Here is an 18,653-nt window from a genome sequence, read left to right on the forward strand (position 1 = left end):
AGGAAGCGAAAAAAAATGTCTGAATGTCTTATGAAAGACTTTTTTATCCTTAATTTTATATTAAATATAAAATCAACACATGTTTTCTAAAGCCTGTCAATACGGAGTCAAGTCAGTAATTTATATTTGGGGACAAAGCCTCAAAGGCAATAAAGTTGGAGCTAAGGAAGTGGCGCAATATGTAGATGTCCCTGAACCTTTTACAGCAAAAATTCTTCAGGATCTGGTCAGAAAGAAAATCATCGGTTCCCAAAAAGGTCCCAATGGAGGTTTTTATGTTGATGGTAAACATGAAAAATTCACGCTCAAAGATCTTGTTGTGGCGATAGATGGAGACAGTCTTTTTAGTGGTTGTTCACTGGGTTTGAAAGAATGTTCTGAAACAAACCCTTGTCCACTTCATCACGAAATCAAAAAAGTCCGCACCGAAATAGTCGAAATGCTGACGAAAAAAACACTTCGAGAACTGGCATTAGAAGTTGACAATGGTCAAACTGTCTTAGCAAGATTTGATGTTTAAAAAAAGTGAGTGCCATTTTTGAAATTGACACTCACTCTTGTTGTTAAATACTTAATTTTCTTTTTCCCGAAACTTTGCTTTGACCATTTCCAATTCACTAGGTCTTGAAAAAATCATCGCATAGGCCTCTCTGAGAGATTTAGATCTTTTTACATCTTTGACGATGTCAGACCATTCATGAAAGTTCAATGTAATAGGATTGTAAGAATTCACTTGCTTCGTCAAGCCATAATTCGCTTTCTCCTGTTCGGGCATAAATGTTCCAAATATTCTGTCCCAGATTATGAAAGTTGATCCGTAATTTTTATCCAAATACTTCTCGTTAGTAGCATGATGAACTCTGTGGTGAGAAGGGGTGGTAAAGAAAAATTCTATTGGTTTGGGGAGTTTGGTGATGTATTCGGTATGAATCCAAAATTGATACAAAACAGCTAACTGATGTACTATAAAGAAGACAACGGGGTGGAATCCCGCTAAAACTACCGGAACAAAGAAAATGACTTTGATATGCTGCGTCCAACTCAATCTAAATGACACAGACCAGTTGTATTTCTCAGAGTTGTGGTGCGTTACATGCGTTGCCCACCAAAAACGATTCTCGTGAGCAACTCTATGTGCCCAATATCTCCAAAAGTCCAACCAAAACAGGCAAAGCACATAAGCCCACCAAGTATTAGGGATAGACCAAGGGACGAGATTGTAGAAAAACAAGATAATCCCGAAAGTAATCACCTTAATTCCTGCACTCATGCCAACATTGACTAAGCCAATGAAAGTGGCAGAAATGGTGTCTTTACCGTCGTAGTAATCTTTTTTGTTGCGATATGAATAGAACCATTCTAATAATACTAAACCTATCATCACTGGAGCGGCATAAAGAATGATATTGGGTAAGTCTAAGCTAAAAACCTGTTCTATGGTGAGTTTTTCTTTGTTCATAGATTATTTGAAAAAAGGGTTAATCGTAGATTAATTAAGTGCTGGAAAATTCAATTTTGGGAATTAAGTAATAGACAAAAACCGAAATTCGATAAGAGGGATATAGTCAAAATTAATACGTGATTGAATGCTACTAAATATCATGCGGACTCTATTTTTATTAATGCTATACTCTTAAATATAGGAAATTTTTCCCTACTGATAAAAATAATAGCAGTTGAGTTTTTAAATAAAAATGGAATAAAGGCCTTTTTTATTTTTCTTAGTAATCTGATTATCAGTATTTACTAAAATAAAATACTATTCACCAAAAACCTGACTTTTGTCATAAAAGATAAAAATATCTTTTATTAATTTTGAGCATTAATTAAACCCGAAAAAAATGAAAGATATCTTAAAATTTATCCTTGGAGCGATCCTTATCAGCTTTTCTGTGGGCTGCGATGATGCAAAGACAGAATCGGAAACTTCTAGCATTTCTGAAAACAGATCTGTTGGTCAGTCAGGTGTTGTGGACGATATGTCAAACCCAAATGTGGTTCAAGTTGCGATCAGTTCTGCCGACCATAGCACTCTTGTAGCGGCTTTGCAAGCTGCTGATTATGTAGACGCACTGACTAATGTTGGTCCATTCACTGTATTTGCTCCAGTTAATGCAGCTTTTGATCAGCTACCAGCAGGGACATTAGAAAGCTTGGTGAAACCAGAAAATCAAAGAAAGTTAAGAGATATTTTGGAGTATCACGTGCTTTTGGGAGTTTACAAAAAGGCCGACTTAGTCCATGGCCGAAAAATGGGTACCGCTGATGGAAGATCAGTAGAAATCGAAATCTTAGAAAATGGGGATGTTTTGGTCAATGGAGGAAAAATCATTGGGACAGTTGAAGCATCCAATGGAGTGATTCATGTTATAGATAAAGTACTCGTTCCTAATTAAAATTACTTTAGATTGGTTAAATAGTTTGAAAGTCCTGAACTTGTTGCTCAGGACTTTTTTCGTTTCTCCTTCTTGATATGCATTAAGTTTTCCAAGTAGGATTTCTTATTTTTGTCCAAACTCAAAAACAAGATGAGAAAAATAGAACATTTAGGAATAGCAGTCAAAGACCTCAAAGCGTCTAATCAACTTTTTAAGAAGCTTTTGGGAAAAGAACATTACAAGGAAGAGGAAGTAGGAGGGGAAGGAGTGATGACTTCATTTTTCCAAGTTGGAGAGACTAAAATCGAGCTTTTAGAAGCAACTAGACCTGATAGTCCGATTGCGAAATACTTGGAGCAAAAATCTGAAGGAATCCATCATATCGCTTTTGATGTGGAGGATATCCATGCGGAAGTGGAGCGACTCATAGCTGAAGGCTTCGAAATCTTGAATGAAACACCAAAAGCAGGGGCGGACAATAAATTAGTTGTATTTTTGCATCCCAAATCTACCAATGGCGTATTGGTGGAATTGTGTCAAGAGAGAAAATAAGAATTATGGAAGATAGCAAAAGAACAGAAATCGGTGAATTAGGTGAGTTTGGCCTGATTGATCATTTGAATAAAAGTATTGTAATCAAAAACACATCAACTTTCAAGGGAATTGGAGATGATGCGGCAGTCATCGAAGCAGGCGATCATGTCAAAGTAGTCACCACGGATTTGTTGCTAGAAGGCGTACATTTTGATTTGGCCTATGCACCGTTGCAGCATGTAGGATTCAAAGCTGTTGCTGTCAATATTTCTGATGTGGCAGCCATGAATGCCATTCCAAAGCAAATTACGGTAAGCATCGCTTTATCAAATCGCTTTTCGGTAGAAGCTGTTGATGCCTTATATTCTGGAATCAATGCAGCAGCAGAACATTATAATGTTGATGTGATTGGTGGTGATACCACGGCTTCGCGTTCAGGTTTGGTGATTTCTATTACTGCCATTGGCGAAGCAAAAAAAGAAGAGCTTTCCTACAGATCAGGTGCAAAAGTGAATGATATCATTTGTGCGACTGGAGATTTGGGTGGAGCATTGGTTGGATTGCAGGTTTTGGAGAGAGAGAAGCAGGTATTTATGGCTAATCCAGAAATGAAGCCAGATTTGGATAAATACACTTTTGTGACAGCCCGTCAGTTGAAGCCGGATGCAAGAATGGATATCATTCATGAAATGAGAGAATTGGGAATTGTGCCAACCAGTATGTTGGATATTTCAGATGGCTTGGCTTCTGAGTTGTTTCATATCTGCAAAGCGTCAAATGTCGGTGTGACGATTTATGAAGATAAATTGCCAATTGACAAGCAAACATTTGATACCGCTGTAGAACTCGGACTCGATCCGATTACCTGTGTGTTGAATGGCGGAGAGGATTATGAATTGCTCTTCACGATTGATCAAAAAGATTTTGAGAAGCTGGAAAAACATGCAGATATCCACTTTATCGGTCACACCACCAAGCCAGAAGATGGCAAAAATCTAGTTACCAAGAGCGGAACAGTAGTAGAACTCAAAGCTCAAGGCTGGAAGCATTTTTAAAATATTTTCAACAAAAAGGGGGAGCGAAAGCTCCCCCTTTTTTTATTCAGTTATCCTACAATCCTTTGCTCCTCCGCTCCCTTCGCGAGCTCATGGTTACTCCTCCGGGAATGGAATATAAACAAAACTCGTAAACTCCTTATCCATCACAAAAAGGCAGCAGAATTCATCCGGGTTTTTGTAGTTTTTTTCGAATTCTTCCAATAAGTCTTCGGCTATCAATTTCCTTTGAATAAATTCATCTACATAGGTGATATAATAATTCCAATCTAGTTTCTTTTCTTCTTTTCCTAAGAGCAGTTGGCCGATTGGTTGCTCTTCTTTAGAAATTGGGAAAATCGGATATTGGGAGAATTTCCTGCTTCTTACCTGATAAGAGGCTTCCTTGAGAATGTCAGATACGTTGATGAAATCTTTGGTGATGGTTCCCAAATATTTTCCACTCAATTCCGGGTCGTTAAAGTCTGATATCATGATTTCAAAGTTAGAAGTACTACATTTTCAACATGGTAAGTTTGCGGAAACATATCCACAGGCTGGATTTTGTCCACGCTATATTTTTCTGAAAGTAAAGCCACATCTCTTGCCTGAGTAGCAGGATTACAGCTGACATAGACGATTTTTGGTGCGGCAAGTTTGAGTAGCATATTGACCACATCGTCATGCATTCCAGCTCTTGGCGGATCAGTGATGATGACATCAGGCTTGGCATGTGCAGCGATAAAGTCATCATTGAGCATGTCTTTCATGTCTCCGGCATAGAAAAGCGTGTTTTCTAGTCCGTTTACTAGTGAGTTAAGCTTGGCATCCTCGATCGCTGCTTCCACATATTCGATTCCAATGACTTGCTTCGCTTGCTTGGCAACAAAGTTTGCGATCGTACCTGTTCCGGTGTACAAATCATAAACCACTTCATCCCCTTTCAATCCAGCAAAATCTCTGGTGACTTTATAAAGTTCGTAAGCTTGGTCTGAGTTGGTTTGGTAAAATGATTTCGGTCCGATTCTGAACTTCAAACCTTCCATTTCTTCTTCGATGTAGGCTCTTCCAGCAAAAGTCACCACTTCAAGATCATTGAATGTCTCATTTTTCTTCAAATTGATGATGTAAAGAAGTGCAGTGATCTGCGGGAATTTTTCATGAAGAAAATTCATTACCAAGTCAATTTCCTCGGCATTGTCACCACCAAACTGAACAATGACCATGCTTTCGCCTGTGCTTGTGGTTCGGATGATTAGATTTCTCAGTAGTCCAACTTGATTTCGGATGTCATAAAAAGAAAGTGAATTGCTCAAAGCAAATGCTCTCAGTTCATTTCGTACATCATTAGAAATATCACCTTGGAGATAGCAATGCTCGATGTCGACGATTTTGTCAAACATCTTTGGAATATGAAAACCAAGCGCATTTCTCTCGAATGCTGCTCCTGAGTCGATTTCTTCACGTGTGAGCCAACGGTTGTTCGAAAAAGTAAAATCAAGCTTATTTCTATAATACCTCGTATTTGCAGACCCGACGATAGGCATGACCTCAGGAATCTCCACTTTCCCAATTCGTGTGAACTGATCTACGACTTGTTGTCTTTTGTAAGTCTTTTGAAGGTCATAATTGATATGTTGCCACTTGCAGCCACCGCAAGTGCCAAAATGCGAGCAAAATGGATCGATTCTATCTTTAGAATATTCATGGAATTTGATGGCTTCCCCTTCCATAAATGAGCTTTTTCCTCTGGTAATTCTTACATCTACCACATCTCCGGGCGCCACACCTTGCACAAAAACGACTTTGCCTTCATGATGTCCAACACATTTCCCTTCCGTAGCGATTCTTTCAATAGTCAGGTTTGTTACAACCTTATTTTTCATTTTTCTCGACATGGGCGCAAAATTAATCAAAAAAGTCAATGTAATTGGGTATTATTGAAATATGCATTGCCTTTTTAGGAAGGTGAGAAATGAAATTTACATTTTAGATAAGTATGATAGTTAAGTTGATTTCGGATTATGGGCAAAGAGAAAAAACCATTTCTAAGAATGCCGAACTAGCTAACGTAATTGAACTTATTGATCAATTGGATTGGATTTTTTTTTATCAGATTGTTATTGAAAAAGATTCTAATAATTGGATTGAGATAGGAGGTAGTTTATTTCAAGATGGTTTTGCTGTAATTCTGGAAGAAAATGGTGAATCAACTATTTTAGATAAAGCTCCCGAAAATATAAAGCAAATAAAAACAGTAGCTAGGTATTATTTTGAAGATAAAATCCATGAAATAAAGAATCTTCTTCAAAAGAAGTTAGATCATGACCTTATTTCTGTTCACAATTTAAAACCTGTTTCAAAACCTAATCAATATTTTTCAATTGTTGTTTTAATGATTATCGTTTCAATTTTTACTTTAAACTTATGGTTTTTTGGATTTCTAGATGGGGTTCATCTACTACTAAGTAAAACAGAATATGCAAAAGCAGAAGTTATTAAGGAGAAACTGATTCTGCGTAAAGGAACTTATTACGCCAAAAAAATTGAATTCAAATATCAAGTAGAAGGGGTTGATTATACTGGGAATATTAATGCGGGAAATAGAAGAGCAAATATTAATGTGGGGGATTTCATAAAAATTGAATACAAATTAAAGGATCCGACTATTTATAGCTATGTTGGTAAATATGTAAAGATAAGACCCAGCATAAAATCCAATAGTATTGAAGCCAAAAGAGTAAAAGACTCAATTTATTGAAGATTCATCCTTTTCAAATTCAACTCCTTTGGAGTTGTTAGTAAGATTAGTGAGGTGATTTCAGTGTCCGCCGGATTATATCCGGGGTTACTCAAATTTGTTCCCTCTTGGAACTAAAGCGTACTACTATCCCCAACGGGTATAAATCTTAATTAACCCCGCATGCCAATGCGGAGGAGAAAGCAACTATGCAAACCCAGTTATCTATTCCCAACTCTGAAAGAGTTGAATTTTTTAAGTGTCTTTAGAATTTACCACAGAACCTTTCCCAATCAAGATCATCCCACTTGACAGAATCACAAAAAGTATCAATACTCCTAATGAATTGATCAAGGTTTGCTGGCATCCAATTTCAATAACATTGACAAAAGGGTAGGGGTAGAAACTCGAAAGTTTTCCTCTGACCAATTGGAGCTGTTAGTAAGATTAGTAAAATGATTTCAGTGTCCACCGGATTTTATCCGGGGTTACTCAAATTTGTTCCCTCCAGGAACTAAGATCTCCTAACATCCCCAACGGGGATAAACCTTAATTAACCCCGCATGCCAATGCGGAGGAGAAAGCAACTATGCAAACCCAGTTATCTATTCCCAACTCTGAAAGAGTTGAATTTTTTAAGTGTCTTTAGAATTTACCACAGAACCTTTCCCAATCAAGATCATCCCACTTGACAGAATCACAAAAAGTATCAATACTCCTAATGAATTGATCAAGATTTGCTGGTATCCAATTTCTGTGACATTGACAAAAGGGTAGGGATAGAAACCAGAAATATGTCCTCGAATCAGAATGTATGTAAGGTAAATAGCTGGATAAATTAGCCAATAGGGGATTTGAGACCAGTTGACCAGCTTCTTTTCTTCATAAAGAAACCAATAGATTAAAGTAATCACTGGGGTTACTGAATGAAGCAATTCGTCAACGATTTTCTGCATTCCCGTAGGTTCCCAAATTTGTCTAAGAACGAGTTGATAAATCAATCCTACTACCAAGATATAAACCGTAATAGCAGTCAATCTTCCAGCTTTGCTAAAAAATGAAGCGGAATTTTCTTTTTGGCTTTGACTTGTGAAATAGATCGCAACCAAAGTATTTGTCAAGATGGTAAAGAAGCTGAAGAATCGAATTATTGTTTCTGGAACAGATGCAATTCGGTTTTCCATCATCAGATAAAATTGTACGATAACAGCAAACCAAGCGATAAAAGCGAAGGCAATAGATAATTTTCTTTTCATATTTTATTATTGATTGGAACAGGATTGAACAATACTCAACTCATTTATCTTAAGGTTAAAGAATTTTCATGATTAAAGAAATTTTATCTTTAAATTGATCAAAGATCAAGTTTGCCATATAATATTAAGGTTTTTCTTTAAAAATGGCTTATTTTGATGATATCTATTTATTGAAAGGAATTTTCAATCTAATCATTAAATCACCCATTTAGCATGCGTGCAAAATTTTTATCTTTGAAGTCAAATTTGAATTAAAATGAAATTTAAAAATAAGGTAGTTGTCATCACTGGAGCCACATCGGGAATAGGAGAAGCTTGTGCCATAGCATTTGGAAAGGAGGGTGCTCAAGTAGTAATTACAGGAAGAAGTCAACTCAAATTAGACAATTCATTGATCAAATTACAGAAAGAGGGTGTGGATGCCATTGGGATTGTAGCTGATGCTGCAATTGAGGAGGACAATAGGAAAATGGCCGAAAAGGCAATTTCTCATTTTGGCAAAATCGATATTCTAATCAACAATGCGGGAATTTCGATGCGGGCACTTTTTCAGGATTTGGATATTGAAGTTTTCAAAAAAGTGATGGATATCAATTTCTGGGGAGCAGTGTATGCGACCAAATATTGCTTGGAGTCGATTACGCAGCAGAAAGGAAGCATTATCGGGATTTCTTCAATCAATGGTTATCGAGGAACGCCCGCAAGGACTGCTTACACAGCGAGTAAGTTTGCGATGAATGGATTTTTTGAATCGCTCAGAACGGAATTGCTCAAAAAGGGCGTTCATGTGCTTGTGGCCTGTCCGGGATTTACAACATCAAATATCCGATCAAATGCTTTATTGGCAGATGGAACACCCCAAGGGGCATCACCTCGCGATGAAGCCAAAATGATGTCAGCAGAAGAAGTCGCAGCCTATATCGTAGAAGCTACAGCAAAGCGAAAAAGAGAAATAGTTTTGACTACTCAGGGGAAATTGGCGGTATTTTTGAATAAATGGATTCCTGGAATCATGGATGGAGTGGTTTACAATCAAATGGCAAAAGAAAAAGATTCCCCATTTAAATAGGCAATATGATCAAAGAAACCTTTCAAGTTTACCTCAATCGCTTGACGGATCTTTCAAGCAGAAATAGATCGCTTTATCTCCCAAAGCTCTATTTAACCCAAATGATAGACTTGAACAGATTGAATTTTTTACAGAACAAAGTTTCTTTTGATTACATCAGAGACCTGATTGCAGGCAAAAAATCAATTTTTCTTATCCCGATTTCTGATCCTAGAGATAAGGATATCAATTCACTCTCGCAAAACCTCAAATCGATTCTTCATCAGATCAAATTGACTGAAGAAGAGACGGGAGAGAAAAGTCTTTATGTTGGCTATCCATTTATTGAAGGAAAATTGATCAACGAGCAAGTTGTCAGGTGTCCTTTGTTATTTTTCCCCGTGAGCTTGGCAAAAGATGGGGGCGAGTGGGTGTTGAATTCAGACAACTCACAGCAAATTATATTCAATAAAACTTTTCTATTGGCTTATGAAAGAGCCTACGGTAAGCGACCAATATCTGAGGAAGACATGCAGCTGGAGGGTTTTCCAACAGATGCTACTGCTTTTTTGACAGAGATTTACGAGGTTCTAAAAACTAGTTTTTCTATCAACTTCAATCAGGAATTGTATCAACAAAAAATATTTGACTTTCCAGAAAGCAGCAAGTCCGTTGATGCAAATCAATTTGACTCAGGAATTCTCAAACTTAGATCCTATGCAGTTTTAGGACAATTTTCACAGAAGTCTAGTTTTCTGATTCAAGATTACGAAGATTTGATCAGTCAAAATGCATATGAAAATCTCGAGGAATTATTTTCCAAGCATTATGCTCCGGACGAGGAGGAAATGTCGATACCGAGAGAAGATCAGCTTTATAATGTTTTCCCTTTAGATGCAAGTCAGGAAGAGGTTGTCAAAGCGGTCAAAGCAGGACAATCTTGCTTTATCGAAGGTCCTCCGGGAACAGGGAAATCTCAGTTGATTAGTAATTTGGCTGTTGATTATATCTCAAGAGGAAAAAAGGTTTTGATTGTTTCCCAAAAGCGAGCCGCATTAGATGTGGTTTATAGAAGATTGGAGGAAAAGGGTTTTGCAGCTTTCTTGGCTTTGGTACATGATTTTAGAGCCAACAGAAATTCACTTTTTGAAAAGATTCAAAAACAAGTCAACTCCATAGAGCAGTATCAGGAATTGAATAGAGGAATCAATGCTATTCAATTGGAAAGGCAATTTTCTCAGTTGTCTCGGACGATTGATATGCATTTGGATTATTTTGATGATTTCAAAAAAGGGCTTTTCAATACCGAAGAATGTGGCATTCCCATCAAGCAACTTTATATGACGTCCAAGTTGGGTGAGGAAGAGGTGGACTTGACGCAGTATTACAAGAAATTTCACTGGGATAGCGTCGCTGATTTTTTGAGAAATTTCAAAGAATATGAAACCTATTACAAAAAGTATCAAAATGCGCAATCATTTTGGCTTCATCGGGTGGATTTTAGCAGTTTTGGTGTTGCTGCTTCTCAGCGAATGAAAGAGACCTTACAAGAGATAGATCAGGTTAAAATTTCTTTTGAAGACACTTTCGATGAACTTGAAGGCTTGGACTCTACCTACCTTTATTCACTTTTTGAGCAAAAAGAAAAGCTCAAAAGCCTCAAACATCATTTGCATTTGAAGGATGTGCAAATGGTTTTTGATCGGATCAAGCCATTTCAAATTGAAGAATTTGATTTGCTTTGGTTGGAAAATAAATTTGAGGCAGTGAAATCTTTACTTTCAGAGGAGGGCGTGGAGTGGAATATAGAGGACGGGAAGGTTCAGGAAAGCCTTTCTATACTTTTGGAATACATCAAGACAAAAGACACTTGGCTAGGAAGATTTGATCGCTTGCTCAACAAGAAAAAATTTGCTAGAGTCCAAGAACTGTTGGCTTCCAATAAGCTCAAGGATAATGCTCACGATCTGGATTTTTTGGTCAAAAAGCTTGAAAATAGATTGAATCTTAATCATCAATACACCCTTTTGACTCAAAAGGCTTGGTTGGAATTGCCTTCCAAACCCTTTGATTTTTCTACTTTCAATCATGCCGCATCCACCCACTTAGAGGCCATTCAAGCACGTAAATTAATCAATGATTTAGATGGTTTTTCAGATCTGATTTTAGATGAAGAAAAGTCAGCAAGTGAGATTTTTGATTTATTAGAGGGTTTTGAAAAATTCAATCATTTACTGTCTGAGAAAATTGATACTTGGAGCATTTATCTCAGTAAGATCCAAATTCAGCATTTGATATCTCATGCGCCTGAAGAGTCCTTTTTGGTGCAAAAAGAGCAAATTCCTTTTGTTTTTGATGAATTGGTAGCTTTTGATAAACTGAGAAAGCGGCTGACTTCTGATGAAATTCATGTCATGGAAAAGTTGCTGGATGAATTCCCAACGCACGAATACAGTCAGCTGAGTTATTTGTTTTTGATCGGTCTGAGTAATGCTTGGATTGATCATATAGAGGCAAAATATCCTGTTTTGAGAGAAGTGAGCACAGCGAAATTCCTGAATGCACAAGAGGAGTTGATGCAATCTGTAGTGGAGAAATGGGAGCTGTCACAGTATATTTCGGAACTGAGAGTGCGCGAATACACATTCAAAAATCTCGAATTTAACAGATTGAATAATCTTGTCACCTACAGGGAACTTTTGCATCAAGTCAGCAAGAAAAGGAGGCTTTGGACGATCAAGAAGCTAATAGAAAACTTTGAAGGAGAGATTTTTAAGTTGATGCCATGTTGGTTGGTTTCCCCGGAAACTGTTTCAGCTTTATTTCCCATGAAGCAGAATTTTGATCTTGTGATTTTTGATGAATCTTCGCAATGTTATGTAGAGCGTGGAATTCCTGCGATGCTGAGAGGCAAGCAAGTAGTTGTGGCAGGGGATTCTAAACAGTTGCAGCCATTTGATTTGTATCAGGTTAGAATTGACACAGAAGAGGAGGGATTGGAAGTAGAGACAGATTCATTGTTGGACTTAGCTTCTGGGTTTTTTAAGAAATTTTGGTTGAAGGGTCACTATAGAAGTGCCGAAAAGTCTCTGATTCAATTTTCCAATAAGCATTTCTATGAAAGTAAACTTGAGATGTTGACTGATAGAAATCTTGCAAATCTCCAGCAAAGCCCTTTTGAATTGATCCATGTAGATGGAGTCTGGGAAAATCAGACTAATCTGGAAGAAGGAAGATCAGTAGTCGAAACCGTAAAGCGGATTCAAAAATCAAAACCTGAGTTTAGCATAGGAATCATTTCCTTCAATTATTTTCAGATGGAATTGATCAATCAGCTCTTAGAAGAAGATCTTACCATTGATTTAGGAAAAGTGTCTGTGAAAAATATTGAAAACGTCCAAGGAGATGAATTTGACTGGGTTATTTTTTCAATTGGCTACGCCAAAAATAAGAAAGGAAAGCTGATTGCAAACTTTGGGCTTTTGTCTAAAAAAGGTGGAGAAAACAGATTGAATGTAGCTATCACCAGAGCAAAGAAGAAGATTAGCCTTGTTACAAGTATTAGTTCCAGAGATCTTAGTAAAATGAAATTAACTAATCCTGGAATTGAAATGCTTCAAGCTTATTTAAGTTTTGTAGAAGCTCAAGTGAAGGGTGAAATGGAAAATATTGAAGCACATAATCCTCAGGGATTTTTAGAAAGTTGGGCATTGAAAAGTAGGCTTGTTACCCAAAATGATGATTTTGAATTATCACCAATTTCCAATTCTGCTTGGTTAGATTTGGTAGTAAAGAATAAAGAAGAAGGTTTTGTAGAGGCTATTTTCACAGATGATCAGCGACTGTATGATGCTTCAAGTGCAAAAGAGGCTTTTGTGTACCATCCACTCCAGCTTAAGCAAAAGTCATGGCCGTACCATTTCTTTTTTAGCCGCCAACATTGGATGGGAAAAGATATTTTTGAAAAATAAAAAGCCGAGAATTTCTTCCCGGCTTTTTTGTATTGATTATTTATATTTCTGCTTTTTTATTAGTAGCCATCCAAAATAATGTAATCATCAGATTTAGATCATCAGTTGACCATTCTCCGTGGACTGTTGACAATTATCCGCATATTTCCTCGTGATAAATATGAATGCTGGCGTTATTGCGGATAATCAAATATTATTTCCTTACTTGTTTAAACCCAATAGCTTCCAAGCCATCCAATTCCTCCACGCGCATGTATTGCACAAATTGTACTTTGGTATATACAGCATCAGTGATGATTGGTAAGGTGTCCGTCTTAGTAAATGTGCTTCCAAATCCATCACCCAAAGGCTTTCCACCTTGGCTATCAAAGAGTGGAATATTGACTAACTGTGATTCGATTTGACTTCCTAGGCTATCAAAGAGGAAGTATTTTACATAAAGGTTTCTAAAACCATAATCAGTATTGTACTTCACGTTAATCAAAGCATTTGTATATGCCTCAGTATCGGTAATTTCGAAACTTACGGTATCCGTGATGTTCCATTTTTGTGTTTCAAAACCACTGTAGGATTCAAAAACTCGATTGCCATCGCATGAAATCATCCAAAGCGATAATAAAGCAAGTACAAAAGGAAAGGTTTTTTTAACCATTTTGATCACCCTTATCATTTTGACCTCCTTTATTTCTAGGAGGGAATCTCTTCTTTTTAGGTCTATTTTCCTGCGGTTTTTTCTCTTCATTCGCAGGAGAATTAGGATTTGGATTTACCCTAGCTTTTGGAGAATTGGGTTTCGCTGGATTTTCAGATCCTGTCCCGTTTTGAGGTTTTTGATTTGGATTTCTTCGTGCTGGCTTATTATTTCTATTTCTATCACGAATACCTCCTTCTCTTGGTTCCGTTTTGACACCAGGTCTGTTTGGATTTGCAGCGGCTGTTTTTTGAGGGTTTTGTCTCTCACTATTAGCCTGAGTACCGTCTCCGTTCCTAGGTTTTTTCTTTTTCTTCTTTTTCTTGGTAGTCGTACTGAATTTTTTATCCAGCGCTTCTAATTCCATATTGGACTGACTGATTTTATCTTCAGCGTCCTTAGCATGATCATTTTGTAAATCAAAGGGTTTGATGTCCTTCGCATTGAGCGCTTGGATTTCTTTGACACGTTCGCAAGTGATCGAAAACCAGTTATTTTCATTGTTGTAGCTGAACCACATCAATTTTCTGAAAATATCTGTTTTCTGTAACCTTGCTGGTCCTGCTTCAGTCAAAAGCGCTTTTTCCACATTTGGAATATCTTCTAATGCAGACATGTAAGTATCTAACTCATAATTCAAACAGCATTTCAACCTTCCGCATTGCCCAGAAAGTTTTGTTGGGTTCAGGGATAGGTTTTGGTATCTCGCCGCAGAAGTACTGACACTTTTGAAGTCATGTATCCAAGTAGAACAGCAAAGCTCTCTACCACAAACACCGATTCCGCCTAACCTTCCTGCTTCTTGCCTCAAGCTGATTTGACGCATCTCCACTCTGATTTTAAATTCAGAAGCCAACAATTTGATCAATTCTCTAAAATCAACTCGATCTTCGGCAGAATAAAAAAACGTTGCCTTGGAATTGTCTGCTTGGAATTCCACATCAGACAATTTCATGTTCAAATTGAGCTCGTCAATGATCTGTTTGGTTCGGTAAATAGTTGGAACTTCTCTATTTTTCGCTTCCTCCCATTTTTCTATATCTTTTTGGTTAGCGACTCTATAAATCCTTAGGATATTATCATCATCTCTAACTTTTCTCTTTTGCATTTGAAGTCTTACCAACTCACCTTGCAAAGAAACCCATCCTACATGATGTCCATTTGGAACATCTACTACGATCGGGTCACCTGTAGTGAGGTGGAGGTGATCTACATTGCGGTAATATTCTTTCCTACCACCTTTGAACTTCACTTCTACTATATCAAACTTATCTACTACTGGAATTCCCATGTGGGAAAGCCAGTCGAAAGCGTTCATTTTATTACAATCGCTCGTACCACAAGTGCCGTTATTTTGGCATCCTCCACTAGATCCAGTGGTGGTAGAGCAGCTACTACATCCTGCCATATTTATATCAAAAGGGAGCTTGACACTCCTCGTTAGTTTGGGGTTATTTTATTAATTTCAGAATATCTTGACCGATGTCCTTTCGGAAATATAAGTCATCCCAACAGATTTCTGCAACATTCTTGTATGCGTTTTCGAGTGCGAACTCTACGTTCGTTCCAATTCCAGTGATGGCCATTACGCGACCTCCATTGGTGAGCACTTCACCTTCAGAACCCAGTTTAGTCCCTGCATGAAATACCAACGCTTTATTGTCTTTTCCAGCATTTTCTAATCCAATGATTTTGTCACCTTTTCTGTATGCTTCAGGATAACCACCAGCGACAATGACCACGGTGGTAGTCGTGAATGATTCCAGTTCGATAGTATATTTTTCCAATTGCATGGTACCCATCGCATGGAGTAAGTCTACAAAATCGCTTTTGATTCTTGGAAGTACTGCCTGAGTCTCTGGATCACCCATGCGTACATTATATTCTATTACAAAAGGCTCTCCACCAATATTCATCAATCCAATGAATAGAAAGCCCGTGTATTTGATATTTTCTTTTTCTAATCCTTTTACAGTTGGAATGACAACACGATCCTCGACTTTTTTCATGAAGTCCGCATCGGCAAACGGAACAGGGCTTACGGCTCCCATTCCTCCAGTATTCAATCCACTGTCACCTTCACCGATTCGTTTGTAATCCTTGGCTTCAGGTAGGATTTTATAGCTTTTTCCATCTGTTGCTACAAATACAGAAAGCTCGATTCCATCTAAGAATTGCTCTATTACTACTTTTGAAGAAGCTTCTCCAAACATATTGTCAATAAGCATTTGCTTCAGCGAGTCTTTCGCTTCTTGATGACTTTGACAAATCAATACACCTTTACCTGCTGCTAGTCCATCAGCTTTGAGGACAACAGGAATGCTTTGCTGATCGATGAATTGATAAGCATCTTCTATGGTCTCTTTTGTAAATGTTGCTGAAGCTGCAGTTGGGATGTTGTTGCGCTCCATAAACTGCTTAGAGAAGTCTTTTGACCCCTCCAATCTAGCTCCCTCTTCACTCGGACCGATGATGGGAATAGTTGAAATCTGGGGATTAGATTGAAAAAAATCAACGATACCTTTTACCAAGGGTTCTTCAGGACCGACAACCACCATGTCGATGTTATTTTCTAATACGAAATCAGAAATAGCATGAAAGTCAGTAATTGATAATGATACATTTTTGGCGATTTGCGCAGTCCCGGCATTTCCAGGCGCAACAAAAAGTTGAGAACATTTTTGACTATTTACAATTTTCCAAGCAAAGGCATGTTCTCTACCTCCGCTTCCTAATAATAATATATTCATTGAGTGAATTCTGGTTTAGTTAGCGTGTTCTGAGATGAATTTGACACGATAGACACGGATTTCTTCTTCTGCAAAATCTTCGTCTTCTAATTCTTCAAGAGCCGCTTTGATATTGTCTGTTTCAGCAGTCATGAAATAATCATGGAGCGTATCTTCTCGCTCTTCGTCCATGATGTTTTCAATGTAATAATTGATGTTCAGCTTGGTGCCACTGTAGATAATCTGTTCGATTTCTTGAAGTAATTCCCCCATAGAAATATTCAGATTTTCCGCAATTTCATCCAGGTCTATTTTTCTATCTACCTGCTGAATGATAGAAATTTTTACTTTAGATCTGTTTCCCGCTGTTTTGACGACAACATCTGAAGCCGTCATGATGTCGTTTTCTTCGACGTAATTTTCTATAAGTTTTAGAAAAGGTGCTCCAAATTTAGCGACTTTTCCCATTCCGACTCCATTAATTTGCGCCAATTCATCTCTCGTAGTTGGATAAACCGTAGCCATCTCTTCCAAAGAAGGATCTTGGAAAATCACATAAGGAGGCAGTCCTTTTGACTTGGCTACTTTTTTACGTTCTAATTTCAGTAACTCAAAAAGCTTTTCGTCATAGGCTTTTCCTCCAAGGGAGATGTCTTCTGAGGGGTCGTTGATAAGCATTTGTTCAAAATCATGATCTTTGCTGATCATAATTCCATAAGGCTCCTTGATAAAATCTAGACCTTTCTGAGTTGCTTTAATCACACCATAATTTTCAATGTCTTTTTCAAGAAAATCATTGATCATGGCTTGTCTGACAACTGTTTTCCAATGTCTTTCGTCTTCCTCTTTTCCGATACCAAATACTGAAAGCTTGTCGTGTCCATAGCTTTTCATGTAATCGTTTTGTTCTCCTCGGATCACTTTGACGATATGCTCTACATTGAATCGATTATTGGTTTGTTTGACCGCTTCTATCGCTGAAACCAAGAACTCCTGTCCTTCAAATTTCTCTGTTGGATGTTTACAGTTGTCACAGAATCCACAATCTTTTTCCATGTACTCTCCAAAATAATGAAGGAGCGTTTTTCTTCTACAAATAGAACTTTCTGCATAAGCAGCCATTTCTTGAAGAAGAACTTTGGCGTTTTCGCGCTCTGTTACAGGTTTGTCTTTGTTGAATTTATCAAGTTTGACAATGTCATCATATTTGTAAAACATCAAGCAGTGACCCTCCAAACCATCTCTTCCTGCTCTTCCAGTTTCCTGATAGTAGCCTTCCAGTGATTTTGGTACATCATAGTGGATGACATAGCGTACGTCAGGCTTGTCGATTCCCATACCAAATGCAATTGTTGCAACAATCACATCAAGTTCTTCATTTAGGAAATCATCTTGATTTTTGATTCTAATATTTTGATCTAGGCCAGCATGATAAGGAGCAGCGTTGATTCCATTTACTTTGAGGAGAGAAGCGATTTCTTCGACTTTTTTTCTACTCAAGCAATAAATGATACCAGACTTACCTTTTTGACCTTTGATATATTTGATGATTTGCTTTTTGGTCTCGTTCTTAATCTTTGGACGGACTTCGTAGTAGAGATTCGTTCGATTAAAGGAAGACTTGAATAAATCAGCTTCTTCCATCTGCAAGTTTCTCTGAATGTCCTGCTGTACTTTTGGTGTAGCAGTAGCCGTCAAAGCGATAATTGGCAGTTTCTCTCCAATCTGAGCAATGATAGACTTGATCCTTCTGTATTCTGGTCTGAAGTCATGCCCCCATTCAGATATACAGTGTGCTTCATCTATCGCTACAAAGCTGATGTTTGCTTCTTTGAGAAACTTGACATTTTCTTCTTTGGTCAACGACTCAGGTGCTACATACAACAATTTTGTATTGCCTGCTAAAACCTCTTTTTTTACTTTGTTGGTTTCAGATTTATTCAGCGTTGAATTGAGGAAATAGGCATTGATGCCAAATGCATTGAGCTGATCAACTTGATTTTTCATCAAAGCGATTAGCGGTGAAATTACCACCGCCGTTCCATCCTTGATAACGGCTGGAAGCTGATAGCATAGTGATTTCCCCGCCCCTGTAGGCATGATTACAAAAGTGTTGCTTCCACCTAGGATGTTGTCAACGATAGCTTCTTGGTTCCCTCGGAACTGACTGAAACCGAATATTTCTTTGAGATTTTCTTTTACTGTTTGATCCACTTCACAATCACGTTTTAATGTTCCGCTTTGGGGTCATCATTAAACTTTAAAGGAATTC

The 18,653-nt window shown here is 37.7% G+C and carries 16 protein-coding genes; 7 read left to right on the plus strand and 9 right to left on the minus strand.

The features are described from left to right. The first annotated feature begins 79 nt into the window (after positions 1-79). A complete protein-coding gene (locus tag IEV57_RS06115) occupies positions 80-520 on the plus strand; it encodes an RrF2 family transcriptional regulator (protein ID WP_188440680.1) in 441 nt (146 codons plus the stop codon). Positions 521-571: 51 nt separating this feature from the next. Here IEV57_RS06115 and IEV57_RS06120 read toward each other — a convergent pair whose 3' ends face one another. Next, positions 572-1,459 carry a sterol desaturase family protein gene (locus IEV57_RS06120; protein ID WP_188440682.1) on the minus strand — a complete coding sequence of 296 codons (888 nt, stop codon included), beginning with the start codon at positions 1,457-1,459 and terminating at the stop codon, positions 572-574. A 382-nt stretch (positions 1,460-1,841) separates the two neighbouring features. On the opposite strand from IEV57_RS06120, the gene IEV57_RS06125 reads away from it, so the two are divergent. The 3 genes from IEV57_RS06125 to thiL all read left to right on the plus strand — a co-directional run bounded on the left by IEV57_RS06125 (position 1,842) and on the right by thiL (position 3,967). After that, a complete protein-coding gene (locus IEV57_RS06125; RefSeq protein WP_188440684.1) occupies positions 1,842-2,396 on the plus strand; it encodes a fasciclin domain-containing protein in 555 nt (184 codons plus the stop codon). A 132-nt stretch (positions 2,397-2,528) separates the two neighbouring features. After that, positions 2,529-2,930, plus strand: coding sequence for a methylmalonyl-CoA epimerase (mce, locus tag IEV57_RS06130; protein ID WP_188440686.1), 402 nt, complete (start codon positions 2,529-2,531; stop codon positions 2,928-2,930). A gap of 5 nt (positions 2,931-2,935) precedes the next feature. Continuing rightward, positions 2,936-3,967: a thiamine-phosphate kinase gene (gene thiL, locus IEV57_RS06135; RefSeq protein ID WP_188440688.1), complete on the plus strand. Its 1,032-nt coding sequence runs from the start codon at positions 2,936-2,938 to the stop codon at positions 3,965-3,967. Positions 3,968-4,063: 96 nt separating this feature from the next. Here thiL and IEV57_RS06140 read toward each other — a convergent pair whose 3' ends face one another. Continuing rightward, on the minus strand, positions 4,064-4,441 hold the full coding sequence (locus IEV57_RS06140) for a hypothetical protein (protein ID WP_188440690.1): 378 nt from the start codon (positions 4,439-4,441) through the stop codon (positions 4,064-4,066). Further along, positions 4,438-5,844, minus strand: coding sequence for a 23S rRNA (uracil(1939)-C(5))-methyltransferase RlmD (gene rlmD / locus IEV57_RS06145; RefSeq protein WP_188440692.1), 1,407 nt, complete (start codon positions 5,842-5,844; stop codon positions 4,438-4,440). Before rlmD ends, IEV57_RS06140 begins: the two co-directional genes overlap by 4 nt. 101 nt (positions 5,845-5,945) lie before the next feature. Between rlmD and IEV57_RS06150 the strand changes: the two genes are divergently transcribed. Further along, positions 5,946-6,707 carry a hypothetical protein gene (locus IEV57_RS06150; protein WP_188440693.1) on the plus strand — a complete coding sequence of 254 codons (762 nt, stop codon included), beginning with the start codon at positions 5,946-5,948 and terminating at the stop codon, positions 6,705-6,707. Positions 6,708-6,941: 234 nt separating this feature from the next. Here the strand turns inward: IEV57_RS06150 and IEV57_RS19505 are convergent, their stop codons facing one another. Both IEV57_RS19505 and IEV57_RS06160 read right to left on the minus strand, forming a co-directional pair. After that, positions 6,942-7,115 (minus strand): Pr6Pr family membrane protein, encoded by a 174-nt coding sequence (locus IEV57_RS19505; RefSeq protein WP_188440694.1) that lies wholly within the window; start codon positions 7,113-7,115, stop codon positions 6,942-6,944. A 206-nt stretch (positions 7,116-7,321) separates the two neighbouring features. Continuing rightward, positions 7,322-7,942, minus strand: coding sequence for a Pr6Pr family membrane protein (locus IEV57_RS06160; RefSeq protein WP_188440695.1), 621 nt, complete (start codon positions 7,940-7,942; stop codon positions 7,322-7,324). A 256-nt stretch (positions 7,943-8,198) separates the two neighbouring features. Between IEV57_RS06160 and IEV57_RS06165 the strand changes: the two genes are divergently transcribed. Both IEV57_RS06165 and IEV57_RS06170 read left to right on the plus strand, forming a co-directional pair. Continuing rightward, complete coding sequence (locus tag IEV57_RS06165; protein WP_188440696.1) at positions 8,199-9,011, plus strand: SDR family oxidoreductase; 813 nt, start codon at positions 8,199-8,201, stop codon at positions 9,009-9,011. 5 nt (positions 9,012-9,016) lie between these two features. Then, positions 9,017-12,961 carry an AAA domain-containing protein gene (locus tag IEV57_RS06170; protein WP_188440698.1) on the plus strand — a complete coding sequence of 1,315 codons (3,945 nt, stop codon included), beginning with the start codon at positions 9,017-9,019 and terminating at the stop codon, positions 12,959-12,961. A gap of 193 nt (positions 12,962-13,154) precedes the next feature. Here the strand turns inward: IEV57_RS06170 and IEV57_RS06175 are convergent, their stop codons facing one another. The 4 genes from IEV57_RS06175 to recQ all read right to left on the minus strand — a co-directional run bounded on the left by IEV57_RS06175 (position 13,155) and on the right by recQ (position 18,595). Beyond that, the gene (locus IEV57_RS06175; RefSeq protein WP_229744245.1) at positions 13,155-13,613 is read right to left on the minus strand and encodes a gliding motility lipoprotein GldH; all 459 of its coding nucleotides are present in this window, start codon (positions 13,611-13,613) and stop codon (positions 13,155-13,157) included. Continuing rightward, positions 13,606-14,970 (minus strand): PSP1 domain-containing protein, encoded by a 1,365-nt coding sequence (locus IEV57_RS06180; protein ID WP_188440921.1) that lies wholly within the window; start codon positions 14,968-14,970, stop codon positions 13,606-13,608. Before IEV57_RS06180 ends, IEV57_RS06175 begins: the two co-directional genes overlap by 8 nt. Positions 14,971-15,103: 133 nt before the next feature. Then, positions 15,104-16,402, minus strand: coding sequence for a phosphoribosylamine--glycine ligase (gene purD, locus IEV57_RS06185; RefSeq protein ID WP_188440702.1), 1,299 nt, complete (start codon positions 16,400-16,402; stop codon positions 15,104-15,106). A 15-nt stretch (positions 16,403-16,417) separates the two neighbouring features. Further along, positions 16,418-18,595, minus strand: coding sequence for a DNA helicase RecQ (gene recQ, locus IEV57_RS06190; protein ID WP_188440704.1), 2,178 nt, complete (start codon positions 18,593-18,595; stop codon positions 16,418-16,420). Positions 18,596-18,653: the final 58 nt, after the last annotated feature.

The sequence above is a fragment of the Belliella aquatica genome, from assembly GCF_014637795.1.
GTDB classification, from domain to species: Bacteria; Bacteroidota; Bacteroidia; order Cytophagales; family Cyclobacteriaceae; genus Belliella; species Belliella aquatica.

What these genes read in the sequence shown, in the direction of transcription:
- IEV57_RS06115 (WP_188440680.1), top strand. Translation starts at nt 80, where the DNA reads ATGTTTTCTAAAGCCTGTCAATACGGAGTCAAGTCAGTAATTTATATT.
- IEV57_RS06120 (WP_188440682.1), bottom strand. Translation starts at nt 1,459, where the DNA reads ATGAACAAAGAAAAACTCACCATAGAACAGGTTTTTAGCTTAGACTTA.
- IEV57_RS06125 (WP_188440684.1), top strand. Translation starts at nt 1,842, where the DNA reads ATGAAAGATATCTTAAAATTTATCCTTGGAGCGATCCTTATCAGCTTT.
- mce (WP_188440686.1), top strand. Translation starts at nt 2,529, where the DNA reads ATGAGAAAAATAGAACATTTAGGAATAGCAGTCAAAGACCTCAAAGCG.
- thiL (WP_188440688.1), top strand. Translation starts at nt 2,936, where the DNA reads ATGGAAGATAGCAAAAGAACAGAAATCGGTGAATTAGGTGAGTTTGGC.
- IEV57_RS06140 (WP_188440690.1), bottom strand. Translation starts at nt 4,441, where the DNA reads ATGATATCAGACTTTAACGACCCGGAATTGAGTGGAAAATATTTGGGA.
- rlmD (WP_188440692.1), bottom strand. Translation starts at nt 5,844, where the DNA reads ATGTCGAGAAAAATGAAAAATAAGGTTGTAACAAACCTGACTATTGAA.
- IEV57_RS06150 (WP_188440693.1), top strand. Translation starts at nt 5,946, where the DNA reads ATGATAGTTAAGTTGATTTCGGATTATGGGCAAAGAGAAAAAACCATT.
- IEV57_RS06160 (WP_188440695.1), bottom strand. Translation starts at nt 7,942, where the DNA reads ATGAAAAGAAAATTATCTATTGCCTTCGCTTTTATCGCTTGGTTTGCT.
- IEV57_RS06165 (WP_188440696.1), top strand. Translation starts at nt 8,199, where the DNA reads ATGAAATTTAAAAATAAGGTAGTTGTCATCACTGGAGCCACATCGGGA.
- IEV57_RS06170 (WP_188440698.1), top strand. Translation starts at nt 9,017, where the DNA reads ATGATCAAAGAAACCTTTCAAGTTTACCTCAATCGCTTGACGGATCTT.
- IEV57_RS06175 (WP_229744245.1), bottom strand. Translation starts at nt 13,613, where the DNA reads ATGGTTAAAAAAACCTTTCCTTTTGTACTTGCTTTATTATCGCTTTGG.
- IEV57_RS06180 (WP_188440921.1), bottom strand. Translation starts at nt 14,970, where the DNA reads ATGAACGCTTTCGACTGGCTTTCCCACATGGGAATTCCAGTAGTAGAT.
- purD (WP_188440702.1), bottom strand. Translation starts at nt 16,402, where the DNA reads ATGAATATATTATTATTAGGAAGCGGAGGTAGAGAACATGCCTTTGCT.